Annotated in this window: 12 protein-coding genes and 7 pseudogenes; 15 read left to right on the forward strand and 4 right to left on the reverse strand. The window is 41.4% G+C overall.

Annotated elements, in window-relative coordinates; all coding sequences use genetic code 11:
- The first annotated feature begins 56 nt into the window (after positions 1 to 56).
- The 10 genes and pseudogenes from HEN21_RS11570 to HEN21_RS11615 all read left to right on the forward strand — a co-directional run.
- On the forward strand, positions 57 to 3,461 hold the full coding sequence (locus HEN21_RS11570) for a type VI secretion protein IcmF/TssM N-terminal domain-containing protein (RefSeq protein ID WP_176252479.1): 3,405 nt from the start codon (positions 57 to 59) through the stop codon (positions 3,459 to 3,461).
- 3 nt (positions 3,462 to 3,464) lie between these two features.
- Entirely contained in the window at positions 3,465 to 5,996 is a 2,532-nt protein-coding gene (gene tssH, locus HEN21_RS11575) for a type VI secretion system ATPase TssH (protein ID WP_176252480.1), read from the forward strand.
- Between the two features lie 691 nt (positions 5,997 to 6,687).
- The gene (locus HEN21_RS11580; RefSeq protein WP_176252481.1) at positions 6,688 to 7,827 is read left to right on the forward strand and encodes a VasL domain-containing protein; all 1,140 of its coding nucleotides are present in this window, start codon (positions 6,688 to 6,690) and stop codon (positions 7,825 to 7,827) included.
- Between the two features lie 499 nt (positions 7,828 to 8,326).
- Positions 8,327 to 8,722 carry a hypothetical protein gene (locus tag HEN21_RS11585; protein ID WP_286192463.1) on the forward strand — a complete coding sequence of 132 codons (396 nt, stop codon included), beginning with the start codon at positions 8,327 to 8,329 and terminating at the stop codon, positions 8,720 to 8,722.
- 358 nt (positions 8,723 to 9,080) lie between these two features.
- Positions 9,081 to 9,584, forward strand: a complete 504-nt coding sequence (locus HEN21_RS11590; RefSeq protein ID WP_286135442.1) for a kinesin — start codon at positions 9,081 to 9,083, stop codon at positions 9,582 to 9,584.
- 69 nt (positions 9,585 to 9,653) lie between these two features.
- On the forward strand, positions 9,654 to 10,184 hold the full coding sequence (locus tag HEN21_RS23075) for a hypothetical protein (RefSeq protein ID WP_286181326.1): 531 nt from the start codon (positions 9,654 to 9,656) through the stop codon (positions 10,182 to 10,184).
- A gap of 363 nt (positions 10,185 to 10,547) precedes the next feature.
- Positions 10,548 to 11,695 (forward strand): annotated as a pseudogene (locus tag HEN21_RS11600) (IS3 family transposase).
- Between the two features lie 97 nt (positions 11,696 to 11,792).
- Positions 11,793 to 12,389: an AvrPphF family type III effector gene (locus HEN21_RS11605; protein WP_105290856.1), complete on the forward strand. Its 597-nt coding sequence runs from the start codon at positions 11,793 to 11,795 to the stop codon at positions 12,387 to 12,389.
- A 54-nt stretch (positions 12,390 to 12,443) separates the two neighbouring features.
- Positions 12,444 to 12,638: pseudogene (locus HEN21_RS11610) on the forward strand (Hha/YmoA family nucleoid-associated regulatory protein).
- A gap of 209 nt (positions 12,639 to 12,847) precedes the next feature.
- Positions 12,848 to 13,077 (forward strand): annotated as a pseudogene (locus HEN21_RS11615) (IS66 family transposase); the annotation flags it as partial.
- Here HEN21_RS11615 and HEN21_RS11620 read toward each other — a convergent pair.
- From HEN21_RS11620 to HEN21_RS11630, 3 genes and pseudogenes are all read right to left on the reverse strand, one after another.
- Positions 13,055 to 13,619 (reverse strand): annotated as a pseudogene (locus HEN21_RS11620) (DDE-type integrase/transposase/recombinase); the annotation flags it as partial. The pseudogenes HEN21_RS11615 and HEN21_RS11620 overlap by 23 nt on opposite strands.
- Before the next feature lie 109 nt (positions 13,620 to 13,728).
- On the reverse strand, positions 13,729 to 14,076 hold the full coding sequence (gene tnpB / locus HEN21_RS11625; RefSeq protein ID WP_176252089.1) for an IS66 family insertion sequence element accessory protein TnpB: 348 nt from the start codon (positions 14,074 to 14,076) through the stop codon (positions 13,729 to 13,731).
- Positions 14,076 to 14,201 (reverse strand): annotated as a pseudogene (locus HEN21_RS11630) (IS66-like element accessory protein TnpA); the annotation flags it as partial. The pseudogene HEN21_RS11630 and the gene tnpB (HEN21_RS11625), both read right to left, overlap by 1 nt.
- Positions 14,202 to 14,626: 425 nt before the next feature.
- Here HEN21_RS11630 and HEN21_RS23080 point away from each other — a divergent pair.
- The 5 genes and pseudogenes from HEN21_RS23080 to HEN21_RS23445 all read left to right on the forward strand — a co-directional run bounded on the left by HEN21_RS23080 (position 14,627) and on the right by HEN21_RS23445 (position 16,825).
- Positions 14,627 to 15,205, forward strand: a complete 579-nt coding sequence (locus HEN21_RS23080; protein WP_286192464.1) for a hypothetical protein — start codon at positions 14,627 to 14,629, stop codon at positions 15,203 to 15,205.
- 100 nt (positions 15,206 to 15,305) lie between these two features.
- Positions 15,306 to 15,473 (forward strand): annotated as a pseudogene (gene tnpB / locus HEN21_RS11640) (IS66 family insertion sequence element accessory protein TnpB); the annotation flags it as partial.
- Positions 15,474 to 15,688: 215 nt separating this feature from the next.
- Entirely contained in the window at positions 15,689 to 15,889 is a 201-nt protein-coding gene (locus HEN21_RS23435; protein ID WP_404864662.1) for an IS66 family transposase zinc-finger binding domain-containing protein, read from the forward strand.
- A 24-nt stretch (positions 15,890 to 15,913) separates the two neighbouring features.
- A pseudogene (gene tnpC / locus HEN21_RS23440) lies at positions 15,914 to 16,625 on the forward strand (IS66 family transposase).
- A 53-nt stretch (positions 16,626 to 16,678) separates the two neighbouring features.
- The gene (locus HEN21_RS23445; RefSeq protein WP_329807557.1) at positions 16,679 to 16,825 is read left to right on the forward strand and encodes a transposase domain-containing protein; all 147 of its coding nucleotides are present in this window, start codon (positions 16,679 to 16,681) and stop codon (positions 16,823 to 16,825) included.
- A gap of 98 nt (positions 16,826 to 16,923) precedes the next feature.
- Here the strand turns inward: HEN21_RS23445 and HEN21_RS11650 are convergent, their stop codons facing one another.
- Positions 16,924 to 18,585 (reverse strand): flotillin family protein, encoded by a 1,662-nt coding sequence (locus HEN21_RS11650; RefSeq protein ID WP_183082914.1) that lies wholly within the window; start codon positions 18,583 to 18,585, stop codon positions 16,924 to 16,926.
- Positions 18,586 to 18,600: the final 15 nt, after the last annotated feature.

Raw genomic sequence — 18,600 nt, forward strand, 5'->3', positions numbered from 1 at the left:
GTATCATTGTTATTTATTTTATATTATTATTTATGGTGTATGTGAGCTGATTTTTTATGTTTAAGAAAACATTTTCATTATTTCTCTGGATTTTTGTTTCTGCTTTCGTTTTATCTGTTTGCTATGTCATCGGCGTGCTTAGAAACTGGACAGATACTACAACTGCATTTTACTGGTTTTTTGTAATTCTGGTTACTCTTTCCCTGAAACTGCTTATGGATTGTATCCATAATTGCTTTTCTGCAGAAAAATACAGAAAGCTGCTAAAGTTATTTTCTCGTAAAAAAAGAACATTAACGCTTGATTCATATTTTAAGAAAGGCTTAAATATCATAAGCAAAAAAAGAAGAGGAGTGGTCCCTTGGTTTTTACTTACCGGTGATTCAGAAAAAAATAATTCCCTGCTTAAGGATATTAATCTTCCTGTCTTTCACAGTGATGGGTTAAATAGTATTTCCCAGCAATTTCGAACAATTCGTTGGTGGTTTTTCAGAGATTTAAGTGTACTGGAGTTGTCAGGTAAGATGTATGACAACCCAAGGGTGCTGAACTCCGTGATAAGTTTTTTATCAGCACGTAAATGTAAAAAACAACCACCTCATGGAGTTGTTCTTGTCATTCCGGTTGATAAGTTACTTGATCATGATTACACTTATATTCAGGTATTATCTCAAAAAACAAGGAGTTTTATAGAACAACTGTCGTCACACTTACATCATAATATTCCTGTCTTTCTGGTGATAAGTGGATGTGAGCACATCAGTGGATATTCAGCACTAGCGAAAAAAAATTATCAAAAAAATAATAAATGGTACCCAGTATTTTGGGCAACCAATAAATCAGAAACAAATGTATCTGAATATGATTCATCATATATATTATCATCATTAAAATCTAATATTACGACATCAATATGCCATGTGCTTGATGATACATTAAGTGATCAGGAAAAAAATGAGATTCTGCTGTTTCCTGATAAATTGGATGATCTAAAACATTCACTTGATGTGTTTATTTCCACATTCAGTATCGATAATGTGTTTTTTTCTCAGACAGAGATCTCCGGGGTCTGTTTATCTGGTGAGCTAGTGTTGAGTAAGGATAAAAATTGTTCTTTTGCAGATGTTTTAATTTCTAAAATACTGCCACAAATACAGTATTCAGAAGTTATTCATGTTAATAAACGAAGAATAAAAATGTCACTTAAATCAGCTATAGTCATGACTGTGCTGTGTTTTGTTGGCTATAGTGCATATTGTTCATATCATGTATATGATATCAGCCCAGGTTCTGTTGATACTAGCCATGCATTTCTGACAGAGCAAATATTAAAATATGAAGATAAAGTCAGGTCTAATATACTGTTTTTCCCTTTTAAACCTGCGTTGGATGATAAATATTTATTTTTCAGAGAGTCCCTTCGTAAAAATACCAGATTTTATACCAGTCCTGTCTCATGGCGCGTTGCCGAATATAAGAAAAAATTCATGCAGGCTTCCCCGTCAGAAAAGCGAGAGCTGATTCTGTCGCTTTCCTCATCACTCATCTGCTGGGATAAAATGATTAAAAATGAATCGCTGAGTGACTTAACAAAATCACCAGGTATTCATGAATCACTAAAAATAACCAGACCTTATGATAAAATATCATCAATAGCTTCACTTGCTATAGAAAGAGATGAGATACAAAAAAATAATGGAAGTAATAATATTGATGTATTCAGAAACCTCCTGACAGAGTTGATTCAAAGTGATCCGTCTTATTCATGGTTTGTTTCTGAATATGTTAATATTCCTGCCGTAAAAATTACGGATTTTTGGGAAGATGAAAACTCTTCTGTCTATCTTTCTGGTATGTGGACACAGCCGGGACAGGATAAACTTCATCATTGGTATGAGAATATCAAAGAGGCATATGGACGTGATACGATTCCGGAAGCATTTTCATCTTTTGTGCAGAACCTGGATGAAAGTCGTCAGGAGCATTTCAGACAGTTTATTATGGCTGTCGCAAGGGAGCGTAAAAATTCACATTCAGGTTTAATGAATCCGCTGCAACTGACTAATATTATATATAATCGTTCATCTGAGCATAAATTTTTTCAGTTTGTAGATGATGAATTACATAACATACCAGCAAGTTCGGCGCAGGACTGGCTTTCTGATTTCAGACTGCTTTACCGTCTTTTTTCACTTAAAGTGGATAACGGAATAAAGCGTCAAATAGAACAATTTGATCTCATGTTACGTATATACCTGATTTCTGTTTTTAATAACAGTCAAATGAACAGGACGCCGGATCATGTTACCGCATGGAGAGATTGGCAGAATGCTCTACGTAATGCTGTAAATTCAGAGTTACATACAGCATCATCAGTTGAACTTATCCGGAATGCTATGCGTTCAGATCCAAAAAACAAGCTGGAATTATTATTTGATGAGTTTAAAAAGGTTCGTTCAGTCATTAACAGCAATAATACAGAACCAGTGATTGATTCTGTATGGGATATTTATGAACGGCAAAATTATCAGCTTCTCGACCATGCTGTCACTTATATGGGGTGCTGGGTTGATGAACAATGGAAGAATTCTGTTTTAAGCCAGTTAAATTCAAGTGAGCATAATTTCAGTCATTCTGAAATGCAAGGCAAAATATATAAAAACATTATTGGTTTTTTAAATGGCCCAGCTAACGGAGTTTTAGCGATTGATCCGGAAGGTGTCAGATTATTGTCTTTCAGGGGAAGAAGTATACCGTTTTCTCCTTCATTCATTAGTTTTATCAATGACATTGTTTCTCCAGATGATTTGATTGACGTTCAGCTCAGAGACCGGACGCAAAACAAGGACGACTTAATAAATGTACAGGGACAATTAGACGTATTGGATCAGACCCTACAAGAAGTTGAATCACAGCCTTACAAAATTACGATAAGTAGTGCACCTGCGACAATTTCAGGTAGTCCAGGAATTAAACCAACAGGTACAACTTTGACTCTTGAGTGCAAAACAGGTAACAGTAGTATACGAAGTATGAATTTTGCCGATTCAGGTATTTTCACCTGGTATCCAGGACGTTGTCACTCTGTAAGTATTGATATTTTGTTCCCTGATTTTTCTACCACCTATAAATTTACAGGTGAAACAGCCTGGATTGATTTTATCAACAAGTTTTCGGATGGTGAGGATGAGTTAATGACAAAAGATTTTTCTCCAGAATCAAGAAGTCTTCTTGAATCAATGGGGATAAAAGGTATTCTCGTCCGTTACAAACTGAGTGATACAAGCGATCTAAGTCAGGGATATATCGAATGGGAACAATTAAAACAGAAAAAGGATAAACTTGAAAATTTGCAGGTGAATTTGAGTACTAAACTGCTTACAAAACATAGCTGGGAGAAAAGTGGCTGGATTTCCAGACTGCCTAGAAATATAACAATATGTCCAGCAGTACAGGAGTGATAAATGAGTACCTATCTGAAATTAATTATTAATAAATTAACTCCAGAAAGCCGAAGTACTCTTGATTCTGCTATTAATTACGCAATATCAAGAGAACACCATGAAGTCGATTGTTTGCATTTTCTGTGGAAGTTATTACAGGAATATAAGTATATAACCGAAAGGTTTTATGAACTGTCTTTATTTAATCCTGAAAGGGTTCTTAATGCCATTGAAAGTGAACTTATCCATATCAATACAGCGCCACAATCCTCACCTGTATTTTCTGAGTCGATGCAAACTCTACTGGAAAAAGCATGGATACATGCCACTACTAAATGGCAATACAATCATATAGATCTCTCTGTTTTTTTGATTACTATGATTAACATCAGAGATTCTATATTTCCTTACAATGTGGCTGATGCATTATATTGTGATGTAGATGCGGCAGAGAAGTTGCTTATTTCTTTTTCAGGAAAAACAGAACATTCTGCTTCTCATCGCTCCACTGATAACACTCCACATAAATATATCAGTAAATATACTGAAAATTTCTCTTTGCTGGCAGAAAAAGGGAAATTAGATCCAGTTACTGGCAGAGAGAAGGAAATCAGACAACTTATCGATATTTTGCTTCGTCGCAGACAGAACAATCCAATACTGACCGGTGAACCGGGAGTTGGGAAAAGTAGTATAGTAGAAGGCTTAGCATTGCAAATTGCATCCGGCCATGTGCCTGATGCACTAAAGAATGTCAGGATTCTTGCGCTTGATATGGGCGCTTTGCTTGCGGGAGCCAGTGTCAGAGGGGAATTTGAAAATCGCTTAAAATCGCTGTTAACCGAACTTAATTCTTTGGATGGTACTGCTATTTTGTTTATTGATGAGGCCCATTCTCTTATCGGTGCAGGAGGACTTCCAGGACAAACTGATGCAGCGAATTTACTTAAGCCTGCTCTTGCCCGTGGGGAATTGCGCATTATAGCTGCAACGACATGGGGAGAATATAAAAAGTATTTTGAAAAGGACGGTGCATTAGCCCGGCGTTTTCAGATAGTTAAAGTAACAGAGCCAAATCAGGATTCCACTGCAGGGATGCTACGTGCTCTTTTACCCATGATGGAAAAGCACCATAATGTCTCTATCAGGGAAGAAGCAATAACTGCAACGGTACATTTATCAGATCGTTATCTGCATGGGCGTCATCAGCCAGATAAATCTGTAAGTCTGTTAGATACAGCCTGCTCACGGGTTGCTGTATCTCAGTCCACATCACCAGATGCCATTCAGGATATTGAAGCCTCATTAGCAAGACACCAGGGAGAACTTGCACTGCTGACACAGGAAAAATCAAATGTTCAGCGTCAGGAAATACTTGTAAATAAAATTACTCAACTTGAGAAGAATCTTGAGCAACTTAAATCAGCATGGCGTCATCAACGTGAACTGGTTGCCAAGATACAAAGTACACATGATATTTCATCAAAGGATATGTACAGAAAAGAACTGGAAAGTGCATACAAGAAAGACAGTCCTATGGTTTTTGAGTGTGTGGATAAAAATTGTGTTGCTGATGTCGTTTCCGGGTGGACTGGTGTTCCACTGGGAGTATGCCTTGATAGTGAACAACAAAAAACATCCGGTCTGTTAAGATATCTGGAGCAGCGAGTTTTGGGGCAACGATATGCTATGTCTGCTATAGCATCACAAATCCTTATTTGCCGGGCAGATCTTAAAGATCCGGTAAAACCAGATGGGGTATTTTTACTCGCAGGCCCTTCTGGCACCGGTAAAACGGAGACAGCCAGGGCTCTGGCCGAGTTTGTTTATGGGGATGAGAATAAACTTATCACTATTAATATGACTGAATTCCAGGAGGCTCACACGGTTTCCACTCTGAAGGGGGCTCCTCCAGGATATGTCGGTTTTGGTCAAGGAGGGACTCTTACAGAAAGAGTGAGTCATAATCCATACAGCGTTATTCTGCTTGATGAAATTGAAAAAGCACATCCGGATGTTCTGGAGTTCTTTTTTCAGATATTTGATTTGGGGATTATCGAGGATTCTGAAGGTAAGATGGTGTCTTTCAGGGATTGTTTCATAATAATGACATCAAACCTTGCCAGTGAAAAAATCACAAGTCTATGGAATGATGGTGAGATAAATAAAGACAAAATAAAAGAAATGCTTCTTCCTTTATTTAATGAACATTTTGGAACAGCATTTATGGGAAGAGCTAACTTAATTCCGTTCACACCGTTGCATACCAAAATACTTAGAGATATCGTACTCATCAAAATCGATAAGATTTGCCAACGTTTTGAACAGGCATCTGGTAAGATGTATGAAATAGATTACACTGATTCTCTCATTGATTGGATTACACATCATTGTCAATGTGACAAGTCTGGTGCGAGGGATATAGATGCAGTACTTAACAGAATGGTTCTTCCTGTCCTTGCCAGATATTTAATTGACTCTGAAGATAATAAAATAATAAAAAGAATAAGAATGTCAGTAAGAAAAGACAATATTATATTACGTAATTTGTAATTTACTATGTTGATTTCTCCTGTACGGAAGTTAAATTGAACCAGAAATGTCTGGTTCTCATATGGCGATGTGCCAGGCATGGCGCGTAGCACCGTGACTGACACAGTTCTTCAACCGTTGTGTCTGAAAAACGACCTGGAGGTGTAAGTCCTTTACACATCCGGTGAGGAGAAGTGTTAGCGGAAGGTCAGGGGGGACGAAGTGAAATCTGAAGGAATCCGGATACAAAATGCTGGTCTGGCGAACAGGAAGGGATTAAGGCGATCGAGGTAAGATGGTATACATTCCGATACTCACACGTCACGCTGTAGCGAAGCACCGACAGGCATAAGCAGGAAAGCCACTCGAATTACCCCGGCAACTCAGCATGTGTGTCACTGGTGTCATGAGGTGTACTGGAACAGGCCGCTTAAGTCAGTCGACACCGTGGTAATGTGCAAACAGGTTGCACGTGAAGGGCTGAATATAATTTTAACCGTTATTACGGCATCCGAACCCGATGATGACGAATGAAGCACAAGTGCAGGCAACTGCGGTCATTGTCAGCCGCAGGGGAGGCGGATGGTATCCAGCTGTAAGAACGGTATTACACAATATTGCCTTGCTGATCTCTCATTACAATGAGAACCATATTCATGTTGTCTTCATTGGGGGACAGGCGTAAGTGGGTCAATAAAAATGGCTTAAGAAAATGGACAAAAATTTTATACTAGATCTTTCTGTAAATACTACTGATCCAAAAAATAATAAAGAATTTCTTTGGCTTAGTTATAGTATAAATAATTTAACTTCGGTAAAATATGAAAGATCATATTGGATGACACTGGAGAAAAGATGTCTCTCTTTATTCAGGGAAAACGGATATGACCTTCAGACAGGAGCATGGTTCTGTCTTATTTCCGCCCATCTATATAGTTGGGAAGGACTGGCGATTTCCTCATGGAAATTTGCAGATTCATTTGTTAAACAAAAAAAATGCTGGCCTCATGTCACGGCCACTCAGATGCGAATAAATATTCTTGTCTGGTATATTAAAAATGTTATTCCTGCAATACAGACTCTGCCTGATGATGAAAAAACTTACACATCATTAACTTTACTGGAGTATGCTTTAACATTATTGACTGAGCTTGAGTATAACCTTCTTTCCGGAAAATGTTTTATTATTTCAGATGTGCTGGCTGAACTCAGGAGGCAAAAAAGTGATGATTCTGAAAGTTTTGATTCTGAAGTTTCTAATGCAGAAAAGAGTCAGCCTTCTAGCGGGCGTTTATCCCCACATGTTGACTCAAATGATATCACAGGGCAAAAACATAATACGTTGATAAATAATCGTAAAAAAACACGCGTATATTATAATGTGATTTCTTTTATATCAGGTGTTTTAATAACCATTTTTATAAATTATTCAGGAAAGCCTGAAACAGCACTGAAACTCAGGAGCATCATACCTGATAGTTTTCTTACTGAAATGGTTATGAATTATTCAGGATGTTCAGAATTCACTCCTGATTCAACAGACTCCTGGTCTCAGCTCAACAAGAAAATTGATGACTTTACAGAAACACTGAATACAATTGAGGATAATGGAGGTTATATTACCATATCAAAGTTAAAAACGATTGCGTATGATATGAAAAATACTTTTCTCGAGTATGACCCCCCTTTGAATGTAAGAATATCAAAATTGTATAATAACGTGAATATAAGTAAAGAGGATATTAACAGAGAACTTGAAATAATACAGTATAATATTAATAAGTTTAATTGTGAGATTAGTAACTTAAAAATGAAAAATGAGTTGTTAAATGACAAATTAATAACAAAGTAAAATTTATATTTTGTTTCTTTCCATTTGAGTTTTCAGAACGTGATTCTTTCATTAATCCTGAGTATACCTATCAGAGAGGAAAAGGATGCAGCCCGCATATTGTAAATAGATGGTATTGTCAAACTTTGGCGTTTGTAGAACCTTAAGATAGACTGTATATAATTGCTCATGGAAATATAGCAGTAATTGGTGATGGAGTCCGTGGGACTGAAAAACTCAGGTGTGTCTAATAAGATGCCATTTGGCATGATAGTTATTTGTTCATATCTGGGGTCGCCCATACCCTCATTATGGAGGCAATTACTCTGAGCGTTCTGCCAACAATCCTGCCGTTGACAGAACAGTTGACAGCAACCTCTCTCTCTGTGATGGGGCTCGATGGTAACCGTGATATAAGTCAGCCAGTAACCACGAGAGTGGACAACGATATTCATGGAGTGAGTAAACCTCTGAATCACGTATCGTAATAGAATTCAACTAATTATGGATATCATGATTTATGAAACGTTTTTTTTCTAAAAACAAATTTAAAGAAATTGATGAAAAAATTTCTGATGGAGATCTTATTTTTGGTATTGCAGTAGTAATAAAAGAAATTCAGCTACATATAATAAAGAGGAATGATTTTAGATACATAATTCAGGCTGATCTCACAAATGATATATGGAATTATGCTGATACAAGATTTGTAATAAAGAATAACAATGAAAGAACACTTGGTTTTTTTAATTACATATCAAGTCATCACAAGTATAATGTTGCAGTTTTGTTTGTGTTAAATACTTTTAAAAATAGGATTAACGTTTTTAAAAAAACAAGTAAATGTGGTCTTGAATATCAGTTGCTTGTATTGAAAAAAAAGTTCATTTTTTTATCGATAAGCTTGATTTATTAGCTATTGCTGATAAGTCTGAAGGATTTGGAATGAGTGTCACTGCAAGTGAGTTAAGATGGTTATACAGACACCGATATATGACTGATGTGCAACAAAATCTTATATTTTGGAGTAATTATAAAGTAATATCTAATGATTGCGTCTTTTCATTACCTTTATGGCGAGCATATATTCCAAGTAATACTTATAAGTAAGGTGTCAGGACGGTTAAATTACTGTTTGTTGAAATTAAAACAGCATGCAATTATATTGCATGTGAAAAATTAAAGTATAAAGTGTAGTCTCATGCGTAATTTAATATATATGTCATTATCTTAATGTGTGTCGGTGATTTATGGACTTTACATATAGAGTAGATATGAAACACCAATGGCGTCCAGGAATAGGTGGTTTTGTCGATCTGAACTGTGGTTGGTATTGTCAGGATGCTTTACTGAACTGGTATTGTAATAAAAATAAATTGTCTTATCTTTTATTAAAGAATAAGGCAAAAAGAAGTCGATTAAGTTATGGTTTTTCTCCTGAGGATAGTTTTTGTCATAGAATTTTTCTTCCTAACAATATTGAGTGCTACAAATATGCCCTTTTAAAATATGGGCCTATTATAGCCTCTGGTAAAATAGGCATGGCTGACTTTGGACTTTTGGGGGGAGTCAATCATTATGTTTTAATTGTTTCAGTTAATACCAAGCGTAATAAAATAACAATACAGGATCCATTAACTTTCAGTTGGGGGAGGTTTGGGTATTCAGATTATAGTATATGCGATTTTCACAGGGTCACTGGAAGAATAGATGAAACCTTGGTTATTAATAAATATAAGGTTAATCTGTTTCTTGGTGGTCAAAGCTTCGCTGTGTAGATATGTAGCGTGGAGGAATTTTGTGTTGAGATGATCATTTTTTTGTAAATAGATAGTGGAGAAAGAATTATGAATATTGATTTTGAATTTCATTTTGAGCAAATGAAGTTTATGAGGTCAAGAATTTTAGATGTCTCCTTACATAAGGGGGTTTGTTTATCAATGTGTATTGATTTTATAGACAGACGGAGAAAACAGCTTCCATGTGATTTTCTTTATTTCAGCCAACTTTATAAATTTGCATCCTATCAAAGGGCTGTAAGTTATGGAGTAGAAGCCGGAAAGATACAGGATGCAGTTTTGTTTCCAAACGGAAGATTTTTGATTGGAGATAGAAAGCCTGCATATTTGTTTCGGGAGGCATGCCAAGAATATGAGTTTACCCCAGAAGAATTACCTGATGGTGACTTTATAATTAATATTGTATACTATACCCAAAATTGTCATGTGATTGCTTTACGTAAAAATAAATGCGGAATTGAGGTCTTTAATCCAAGCGAAGGATTATTTAAATCGGAAGATGTAAATACTCTAAATGTATATTTGCAAGAAAGAAACAAAAAAGTATGCCAGTATATTCACATATATCGCTGCCAGTAATTATTGATGTATTCAATAGAGTGAGTAATATGAACGAACTATAGACATACCCCGGCACGTAAGTGCACCGTGCACATTTCGATGCATTGGTGATTCCTCGCTCACTCGCTCGTTACACTTAGTCATGAGACTGCGGCGAGCACTGTATAATATCGCCATATGTACTATTATCCGTAACTTGAGGATGCAGGCAGCCGTTGTGATTTCCCGTGCGAAAAATAATTTTAAAAATGGATGCCATAAAATATAATGGTGTTTATATGATGATAACATGAGCCGGGACTTTGAAATACCAGACAGTGGATGTATCTTAAAATAAGAGATAGGCTTGGATATATCTCTAACACTAGTTCTAATTTTGAGATGACTGGAATTTTGCTGGGGCAGGAGCTCCGTAAGCGTAAAATACCTCAGGAAAAAATCGCTATTACTCAGCAGACAATGGAACCCGACATGATTGTGTCCCATGCAGCTCGTTTACATGGTATTAATCCCTCTGTCTGTTGTTTAAGTGGAAAAAACAATATCGGGAAGGATGCCTCACTGCTGTTGCTGCCTCAGAGCTGGCTGCTGCTATAAAATAAATAAAAGAGTTACAGTGTTTGCTGGGTAAGAAAACAATGGAAGTTGAGATCCTCAAAGAAGCTGTGGAGTATGGTCAGTCGAGAAAATGGATAGTGCATGTCCCTTTGTTGCCAACGGACAAGGAATAACCCCGGTAAGCCGTATTCTGGGCGTGTCGCGTGCGCAACTGGCACGAAAGATGAAAACATCTGGTAATAAGTCGAATACATCGTCACAGGCGTGATGAGGCTGCGGAAATGTTATTACGCACCCTCGATATCATTAGCAATATGCCGACATATGGCTATCGCCGTGTCTGGGCCATACTCAGGCGACAGTCCCGTAACGGAGGACTGCTGTTCGTGAATGCAAAGCGCGTTTATCGGATAATGAACGAAAATAACCTGTTGTTATTACATGACAAACCTTCACTGCTGCAGCGGGAACATAAAGGTTGAATATCGGTGAGCGAAAGCGACCATAGATGGTGTTCCGATGGCTTCGAGTTCGGTTGTTATGATGGAGAAAAACTACGGGTCACGTTCGCCTTGGACTGTTGCGATCGTGAAGCCATAGACTGGGCAGCGGGCACGCGAGGTTATGATAAGGCTACAGTGCAGGATGTCATGTTAGGAGCTATAGAAAAACGCTTTGGCTATAAAGAGCCGTAAAGAGCCATCCAGTGGCTGACCGATAACGGTCTGTTCTTACGGCTCATGAAACACGGCAGTTCGCCAGAGAGTTGAATCTGGAACCCTGCACAATAGCAGTCAGTAGCTCCAAAGTAACGGTATGGCATAAAGGTTCGTGAAAACGATGAAGGAAGATTACATCGCGTCATGCCTAAAACGAATGTAAGAACGGCATTGTATAACCTTGCAGTGGCGATCGAGCACCATCCGCATAGTGTGCTGGGTTATCTCTCTCCGAGGAAATATCGGCGTTAGCGAGTAACGTTAACTTAAGATACAACGGTTGCCTGTATATAGTGGGTCAAGGATATAACATATATGATGATAACATTTTATAAATGAGGTAATGCTAATGTTTTCAAGAAATCACCCTCATCGTCAGCCGTTCAATGCCAGAAACTCAAGGTTTTCTGAAAGAGCTATTGATCAAACACTTTCATATAAACCGTTTGGTGATAACCATTCTCCGGTATTATGGAACTCGATATATGGTAGTCTCGATAACTGGCCAGAAACAGCACATATGATGGCACTTCTCGGCATTCACCCAGACACATGGCTTGTGCGTATCACTTTACCCGATTATGTGGACCTTGAAAATATGCGGATCTCAGGGCATTCTCATACAGTGGCAAAAATTGAGGACCCTTATGATCTGAAACCCCATCCTTTGGTATCCGGGTTAAAGCTTCCCAGAACAAAACCCTCCCAAGATTTAGGACTTGAATGTCTTAATGTCATGTATACGAACAGTCGTATATCCCTGCATCGGGCGAAAATGAGTGTGCTGGGATATAGAAAAAGTCATCGCGATATTGTAATTTGTTTCCAGATGAAAGATATTCTGTCTGCTGGGGGTAAAATATACAGGGATGCATCATCGTCTCTCGAAAATGTTTTGATTTTGGGGCTTCCTGCAGGCGCATCTATACCTTTCAGAATAATATAATAAAAAGCAATAACAAATTTTATCATGCGATGAATGCCAATACAGAGAAATAATATGAAAACACGGAAGGAATGGCTTTATCAATTAAGGATGTCGACCCCAAGAGATACTCTTGAAAAAGTTATTGGGATTAACAGTTTATCTAAAGCAGTGGCGTTTTTTTCTGCGGCAGATCATCATTGAGCAGAACAGGTCATGGATGAACTCTATGATAAAGTTTCTTCTGGTGTCTGGAAGTATGTTTACTAAATGAGAAACGTTATATGTGAAATAAATATTAATAAGGCATTTTGGGGCATAAAGAGACTGTAATGTCATGAAAAAATGACTTATATAAAGCTCATATTTCACTCTCTTTCACCTTTGGCAATATACAAACAGATTCATAAAGGATAGTAGGGTTAATTATTGATGTTTATGGCAGACCGTATAAAAGTGGTCAGGGAGGACTGGAAGTTATAGCCCTGGTATGCTACTTCGCGTACAGCCCGGACCGGAAAGGCATCCATCCACAGAATCACCTGGCCGGTAACAGCGATGTGCTTCAGGTCGGTGATTCCGGGCTTTATACGAATCCGGCATAATAACAGAAGTCGAGTGTATGGCCCATGCCCGGAGAAAAATCCACGATGTGCATGCAAGAGCACCGACCGACATCACCACGGAAGCACTGCAGCGTATCGGTCAACCAGCACCGTTTTCACACTGCCACCGAAGTAGCGGAAGACGCGAACCAGTGATTCGTAGGTGTGCTCAGCATCCTGTTTTGGTGCGGCGAAGACATGGAAGCGGCGGGAGAACCCCTGCGTATTAACCGCAAAGTTAACTTTGCACCGTTGCCCGGCAACCTCCACCTCAACTTCGCCCCAGTCGTGCTGGAGCTGGTATCCTGGCTGAGTTTCGAAGCAAACCGTTCTTTTTGACGGACGCATTTTACGTTTGGGCTGGATGTAGTAACGCAGAATGGAACGTCCGATAGCCCATTGCCTTAATCTCCGCGAAGATAACCTCGCTATTCCAGACATTCTCTGCCAGGCGCATGTCGATGTAATCCATAAACGGTTTCAGCTTAACCATTTTGTGGCGGGTCTTTCTGGCTGGCGGTTCAGAGTATTTGAGGTAGCGTTTGACAGTTCGTCCAGAGCAACCAACCTGAGTTGCAATATCGACAATGTACGCGCCCTGCTGGCGCATTTGCTTTATCATGTAAAAGTCCTCTCTGCTCAGCATGTTGATGTCCTTTCTGGTGTGAGAACCTTAAGGAAACAACATGCTGGGTGGAGCGGACAATTCAAATGGTGAATTACCGTCTTATATCACTGGCGCTAACAACAACGAGTTATATGCGGATTCCAGAGCGTTCCGTTCGTTTTGGGTGCTTCCAGTTGATGCCTTCGGGAAGCATGGACAACTGAGCAGGAGTAAGGTGCACCTTTCCGTCACGGGTGACTGACCAGACGAAGCGGCCCCGCTCCAGGCGTTTGGTGAAGAGGCACAACCCGTCGCTGTCAGTCCACAACACTTTTATCTGGTCACTGCTGCGTCCGCAGAAGATGAACAGATGCCCGGAGAACGGGTCATCCTTCAGGACGTTCTGAACTTTTGAGGCCAGGCCGTTAAAGCCATTTCGCATATCGGTAATACCTGCAACCAGCCAGATACGCGAACCGGCAGGGAGAGATATCATCAGTGGCTGCTCTCTTTCATTTCGCGGATAATTGTCTGTAATAACGCTGGCGTCAGTTCGCCTTTCAGCCTGAGGGTTCCGGCTGGCTGAACCAGCTCGCAGCACAGACTGTCGGATGGTGTATTCTATCAAAAAACGTACCAAACACCCTATTGATATAGGTAAGCATGTTTAAAATAAATAGCTAACTATGATAATTTCAAAGCTCCTCTCTGGACTGATATTATCTATTTATTCGTGATATTCATCAACGGCAGGCCTGTTTGCAGCATCAGACTATTTTTATTAGTTAATACACTGGGAAATAATAAAATGATAACAATATCACGGATTTTTTTTTCGAGAAACAATAAAATTCTGGCGCAGAATAAATCAGAACTTCATTGTGTAACAAATCTCATGTCAACTTGTGGCTGCTGTTGAGAACGGTTCACCATTTTATGAAAACGATCACCCCATTCCCGGGAGGAAATCCTGGTCTGGTGAAAGTGAGGCAGGATTAGGCGAAGCTATTTAGCTGTCAGTTTTTCCAAATAGGAGTAAATTTATCATGAGAGTCGTTTACTTTTTTCCTTTTGACGATCGGGACGCAGAGGCGTTGTATGAACAGGAACGGAAACACTATCATCGTAAAGGTATTGAATTCATAAGTATTCTCGATAGCCCTAAAAAGCGCCTGGATTTTCTTAGCCCTACGGACAGATTATATATTGTTGCTCATGGTAATCCATGGTGTATTGGTCAGAGTCAAACTTCAGAGCAAACATTAAGTACTGTAGGGCTTGCTAAGCTTATGGTAAGCAAACATCTCACCAAGAATTTTGTTGATATTAGACTACTATGTTGTCAGTCTGGCATCAATGCCTCTAAATACACCTCTTCATTTGCTCAGAGATTTAAAGAGGCCATGGTGTCTTTTGGCTATAATAATCTGCAAGTAACTGGTTACTTAGGGGGGGTAATAACATTAAGAGATTGGCGTCTTGAAAATAAAGAAACAAGTGGTTTTTATAAAGAGAAAAAAAAAGGAATAAACCCTGATAAGTCATATTGTTATATGATTAAGTCAAGGCTGGGATTAGACGAGTTCTTAAGATATGCTGCTTCAGATTTCAAAAAGATATTCTAAAGGTAAGCAGCTCACCATTGCCGTATTGATATTTGTTGTCCGCTTAGATTGAACACCCCTGTTTTCCTGGAGAGTGTTTTATCTGGGAACTCGGACTGCCAGTGACGGGTTGTGCCTCTTCACCAAACGCCTGGAGCGGGGCCGCTTCGTCTGGTCAGTCACCCGTGACGGAAAGGTGCACCTTACTCCTGCTCAGTTGTCCATGCTTCCCGAAGGCATCAACTGGAAGCACCCAAAACGAACGGAACACGCTGGAATCCGCATATAACCCGTTGTAAAGTGGGGACATGGACACCTCACTTGCTCATGAGAACGCCCGCCTGCGGGCACTGTTGCAGACGCAACAGGACACCATCCGCCCTGCGCCAGTCTTCTGCCCGTAAACCGTTACCGGCCTCACTTCCCCGTGAAACCCGGGGCATCCGGACGGAAGAGGAATGCTGTCCGGCCTGTGGTGGCGAACTCAGCCCTCAGGGATGTGATGTGTCAGAGCTACTGGAGCTTATCAGCAGCGCCTTTAAGGTTATCGAAACACAACGTCCGAAACTGGCCTGCTGCCGGTGCGACCTTATCGTGCAGGCGCCGGTTCCTTCAAAACCCATTATACGCAGTTATGCCGGACCGGGGCTTCTGGCCCATATCGTCACCGGGAAATATGCAGACCATCTGCCGTTATATCGCTAGTCAGAGATATACCGTCGTCAGGGCGTGGAGCTGAGCCGTGTCACGCTGGGGCGCTGGACAGATGCCGTCGCCGGGCTGTTGGAGCCGGTGTATGACGAACTGCGCCAGTATGTGCTGATGTCCGGTAAAGTTCATGCTGATGATATCCCCGTCCCGGTCCAGGAGCCGGGCAGTGCTAAAACCCGGACAGCCCGGCTGTGGGGCTACGTCCGTGATGACCGTAACACCGGTTCGGAGATGCCCCCGGCAGTCTGGTTCACATACAGCCCGGACTGGAAAGGTATCCATCCACAGAATCACCTGGCCGGTTACAGCGGAGTGCTTCAGGCCGATGCTTACGGTGGTTACTGGGCGTTGTACGAATCCGGCAGAATAGCGGAAGCCGCGTGTATGGCTCATGCCCGGAGAAAAATCCACGATGTGCATGCAAGAGCGCCGACCGACATCACCACGGAAGCCCTGCAGCGTATCGGTGAATTGTATGCCATCGAGGCCGAGGTCCGGGGATGTTCAGCAGAACAGCGTCTGGCGGCAGAAAGGCAGAACTGCGCCACTGATGCAGTCACTGTATGACTGGATACAGCAACAGATGAAAACACTGTCGCGTCACTCGGATACGGCAAAAGCGTTCGCATACCTGCTGAAACAGAGGGACGCACTAAGCGTGTACTGCAGCAATGGCTGGGTGGAAATCGACAACAACATCGCAGAGAACGCCTTACGGGGTGGGCTGTAGGCCGGAAGAACTGGCTGTTCGCGGGCTCCGACAGCGGCGGCGAACATGCAGCGGTGCTGTACTCGCTGATCGGCACATACCGTCTGAACAATGTGGAGCCGGAAAAATGGCTGCGTTATGTCATTGAACATATCCAGGACTGGCCGGCAAACCGGGTACGCGATCTGTTGCCCAGGATAGTTGAACTGACCTCTCAGTAAATATCAATACGGTTCTAGCGAGCAGCTTACCTTTTTAGCTGAACGCAGATATAAAAAATCCCCGGCTTTTCGGGCCAGGGATGTGAATATAAGAAAATCTACTCTACTTTATCTGCGACGGGAATCGATGAAGCCAATGGTGAAGTCAATGCCGCCAACGAACCGCCTGAAACGCCGATTTCATTGAGGAGAGAGTCAATAAGCGGTGCCTGTGTGCGGTAAGAAAGGGCGGCTGATAACGCCTGTTCTGCCAGATTACCTCCACCAACGCAGCCTGATGTTGCATCACCCGTAGCGCCACCACGATTCAGACCATCGACCTGAATGATCTTAATACCGTCAATAGACTTCATTGGCTCAACGGATCTCTCAATTACTGCAGGAAGAGACTGCAACAGCGCCAGCTTGAACTTAAGGCTGGTTTGTTCGTCAGAAAGTACGTTGATAGCGTCGTTCAGTGCGCGTTGTGCTTCCGCTTCCGCCAGGCCTTTTTTACGTGTTGCCTCAGCTAACTCTACGATTGCTGCCGCCTGCATCTCTGCGGCTTCTTTTTCAGCTTTCGCGCGGACGGTCAGTTCGACCGCTTTGGTTTCCGCGTCTTGTGCTGCGGCAATCAGAGCAACCTGCTTGGCACGATCGGCTTCGGCGGTCTGACGTGTTGTTTCTACGTTTTGCTGGGCGCTTACCGCTTCTGCAAGTGCGAGGTTGGCACGCGCTTCCGCTTGTGACTGCTGTTCCGATTTGGCCGCAATAGCGATCGATTTCGTCTGGTTGGCGATTTCGGTGACCTGCTGCTGTTCGATCTCTTTAATGCGAACTTCGCGTTCGGCCTCAACTTTTCTTGAGCGCACGGCCTGTTCGCGGTCGATTTCTGTTTCCTGAATCTGCCGTTCAGCCAGAATATGCGTTTGCTCTGCCTCACGACGACGTTCAGCTTCAAAAGCCGCAATTTTCGCATTCTGCTCTGCGGTGCGGGTTTTAACCTGCTGCTCCTGCTCAAGTGTCATAAACGCTTCTTGCTGTTCAATCTCGAGCTTTCGCGACAGCGCATCACGGTTTTTCTCACGCACCGCAACTTCTACATCCTGTTCAACTTCGTTACGCTCGCGGCGACGGCGTTCTGTTTCCTGCGTCAGCTTGGTTAAACCTTCGGCGTCAAAGGCGTTGTTCGGATTGAAATGCTCTTTCGACGTCTGGTTAAAGTTGGTAAGTGACACGCTTTCCAGTTCCAGACCGTTTTTCGACAAGTCTTCTGCAACGGTATTTTGCACCCCCTGAACGAAGTTTTCGCGTGTATCCTGTAACTCATGCATGGTCATTTGTGCTGCGGTGGCACGCAGAGCATCGACGAATTTATCTTCGACCAGCATCCGCAAATCTTCCGGTGACAAGGTTCGTTGCCCCAACGTCTGAGCGGCGGTGGCGATGCCTTCTACCGACGGTTTTACCCGCACGAAGAAAGCGACCACGACATCGACACGCATACGATCTTTTGTAATCAAACTATCAATCGTCGAGCGACTAACTTCCAGTTTCAATGTATTCATATTGATAGGGATTATTTCATGGAAGATCGGCATAACAATTGCGCCGCCACTCATAACCACTTTTTGTCCGCCTAATCCGGTACGGACAAATGCCTGCTCAGCAGATGCCCGACGATAAAGCCGCGCGAAAATAATACCGATAATAAATAGAACGCATACGGCAACAATCGCCATAAACATCCAGGAAGGCACTAAGTTAACAATATCATCCATTATTAAATTTCCTTT

Source organism: Escherichia sp. 93.1518 (assembly GCF_013368915.2).
GTDB classification, from domain to species: Bacteria; Pseudomonadota; Gammaproteobacteria; order Enterobacterales; family Enterobacteriaceae; genus Escherichia; species Escherichia ruysiae.

Excerpts from the sequence above, each read along its gene's own strand:
- HEN21_RS11570 (WP_176252479.1), top strand. The coding sequence starts at position 57 with ATGTTTAAGAAAACATTTTCATTATTTCTCTGGATTTTTGTTTCTGCT.
- tssH (WP_176252480.1), top strand. The coding sequence starts at position 3,465 with ATGAGTACCTATCTGAAATTAATTATTAATAAATTAACTCCAGAAAGC.
- HEN21_RS11580 (WP_176252481.1), top strand. The coding sequence starts at position 6,688 with ATGGACAAAAATTTTATACTAGATCTTTCTGTAAATACTACTGATCCA.
- HEN21_RS11585 (WP_286192463.1), top strand. The coding sequence starts at position 8,327 with ATGAAACGTTTTTTTTCTAAAAACAAATTTAAAGAAATTGATGAAAAA.
- HEN21_RS11590 (WP_286135442.1), top strand. The coding sequence starts at position 9,081 with ATGAAACACCAATGGCGTCCAGGAATAGGTGGTTTTGTCGATCTGAAC.
- HEN21_RS23075 (WP_286181326.1), top strand. The coding sequence starts at position 9,654 with ATGAATATTGATTTTGAATTTCATTTTGAGCAAATGAAGTTTATGAGG.
- HEN21_RS11605 (WP_105290856.1), top strand. The coding sequence starts at position 11,793 with ATGTTTTCAAGAAATCACCCTCATCGTCAGCCGTTCAATGCCAGAAAC.
- tnpB (WP_176252089.1), bottom strand. The coding sequence starts at position 14,076 with ATGATATCTCTCCCTGCCGGTTCGCGTATCTGGCTGGTTGCAGGTATT.
- HEN21_RS23080 (WP_286192464.1), top strand. The coding sequence starts at position 14,627 with ATGAGAGTCGTTTACTTTTTTCCTTTTGACGATCGGGACGCAGAGGCG.
- HEN21_RS11650 (WP_183082914.1), bottom strand. The coding sequence starts at position 18,585 with ATGGATGATATTGTTAACTTAGTGCCTTCCTGGATGTTTATGGCGATT.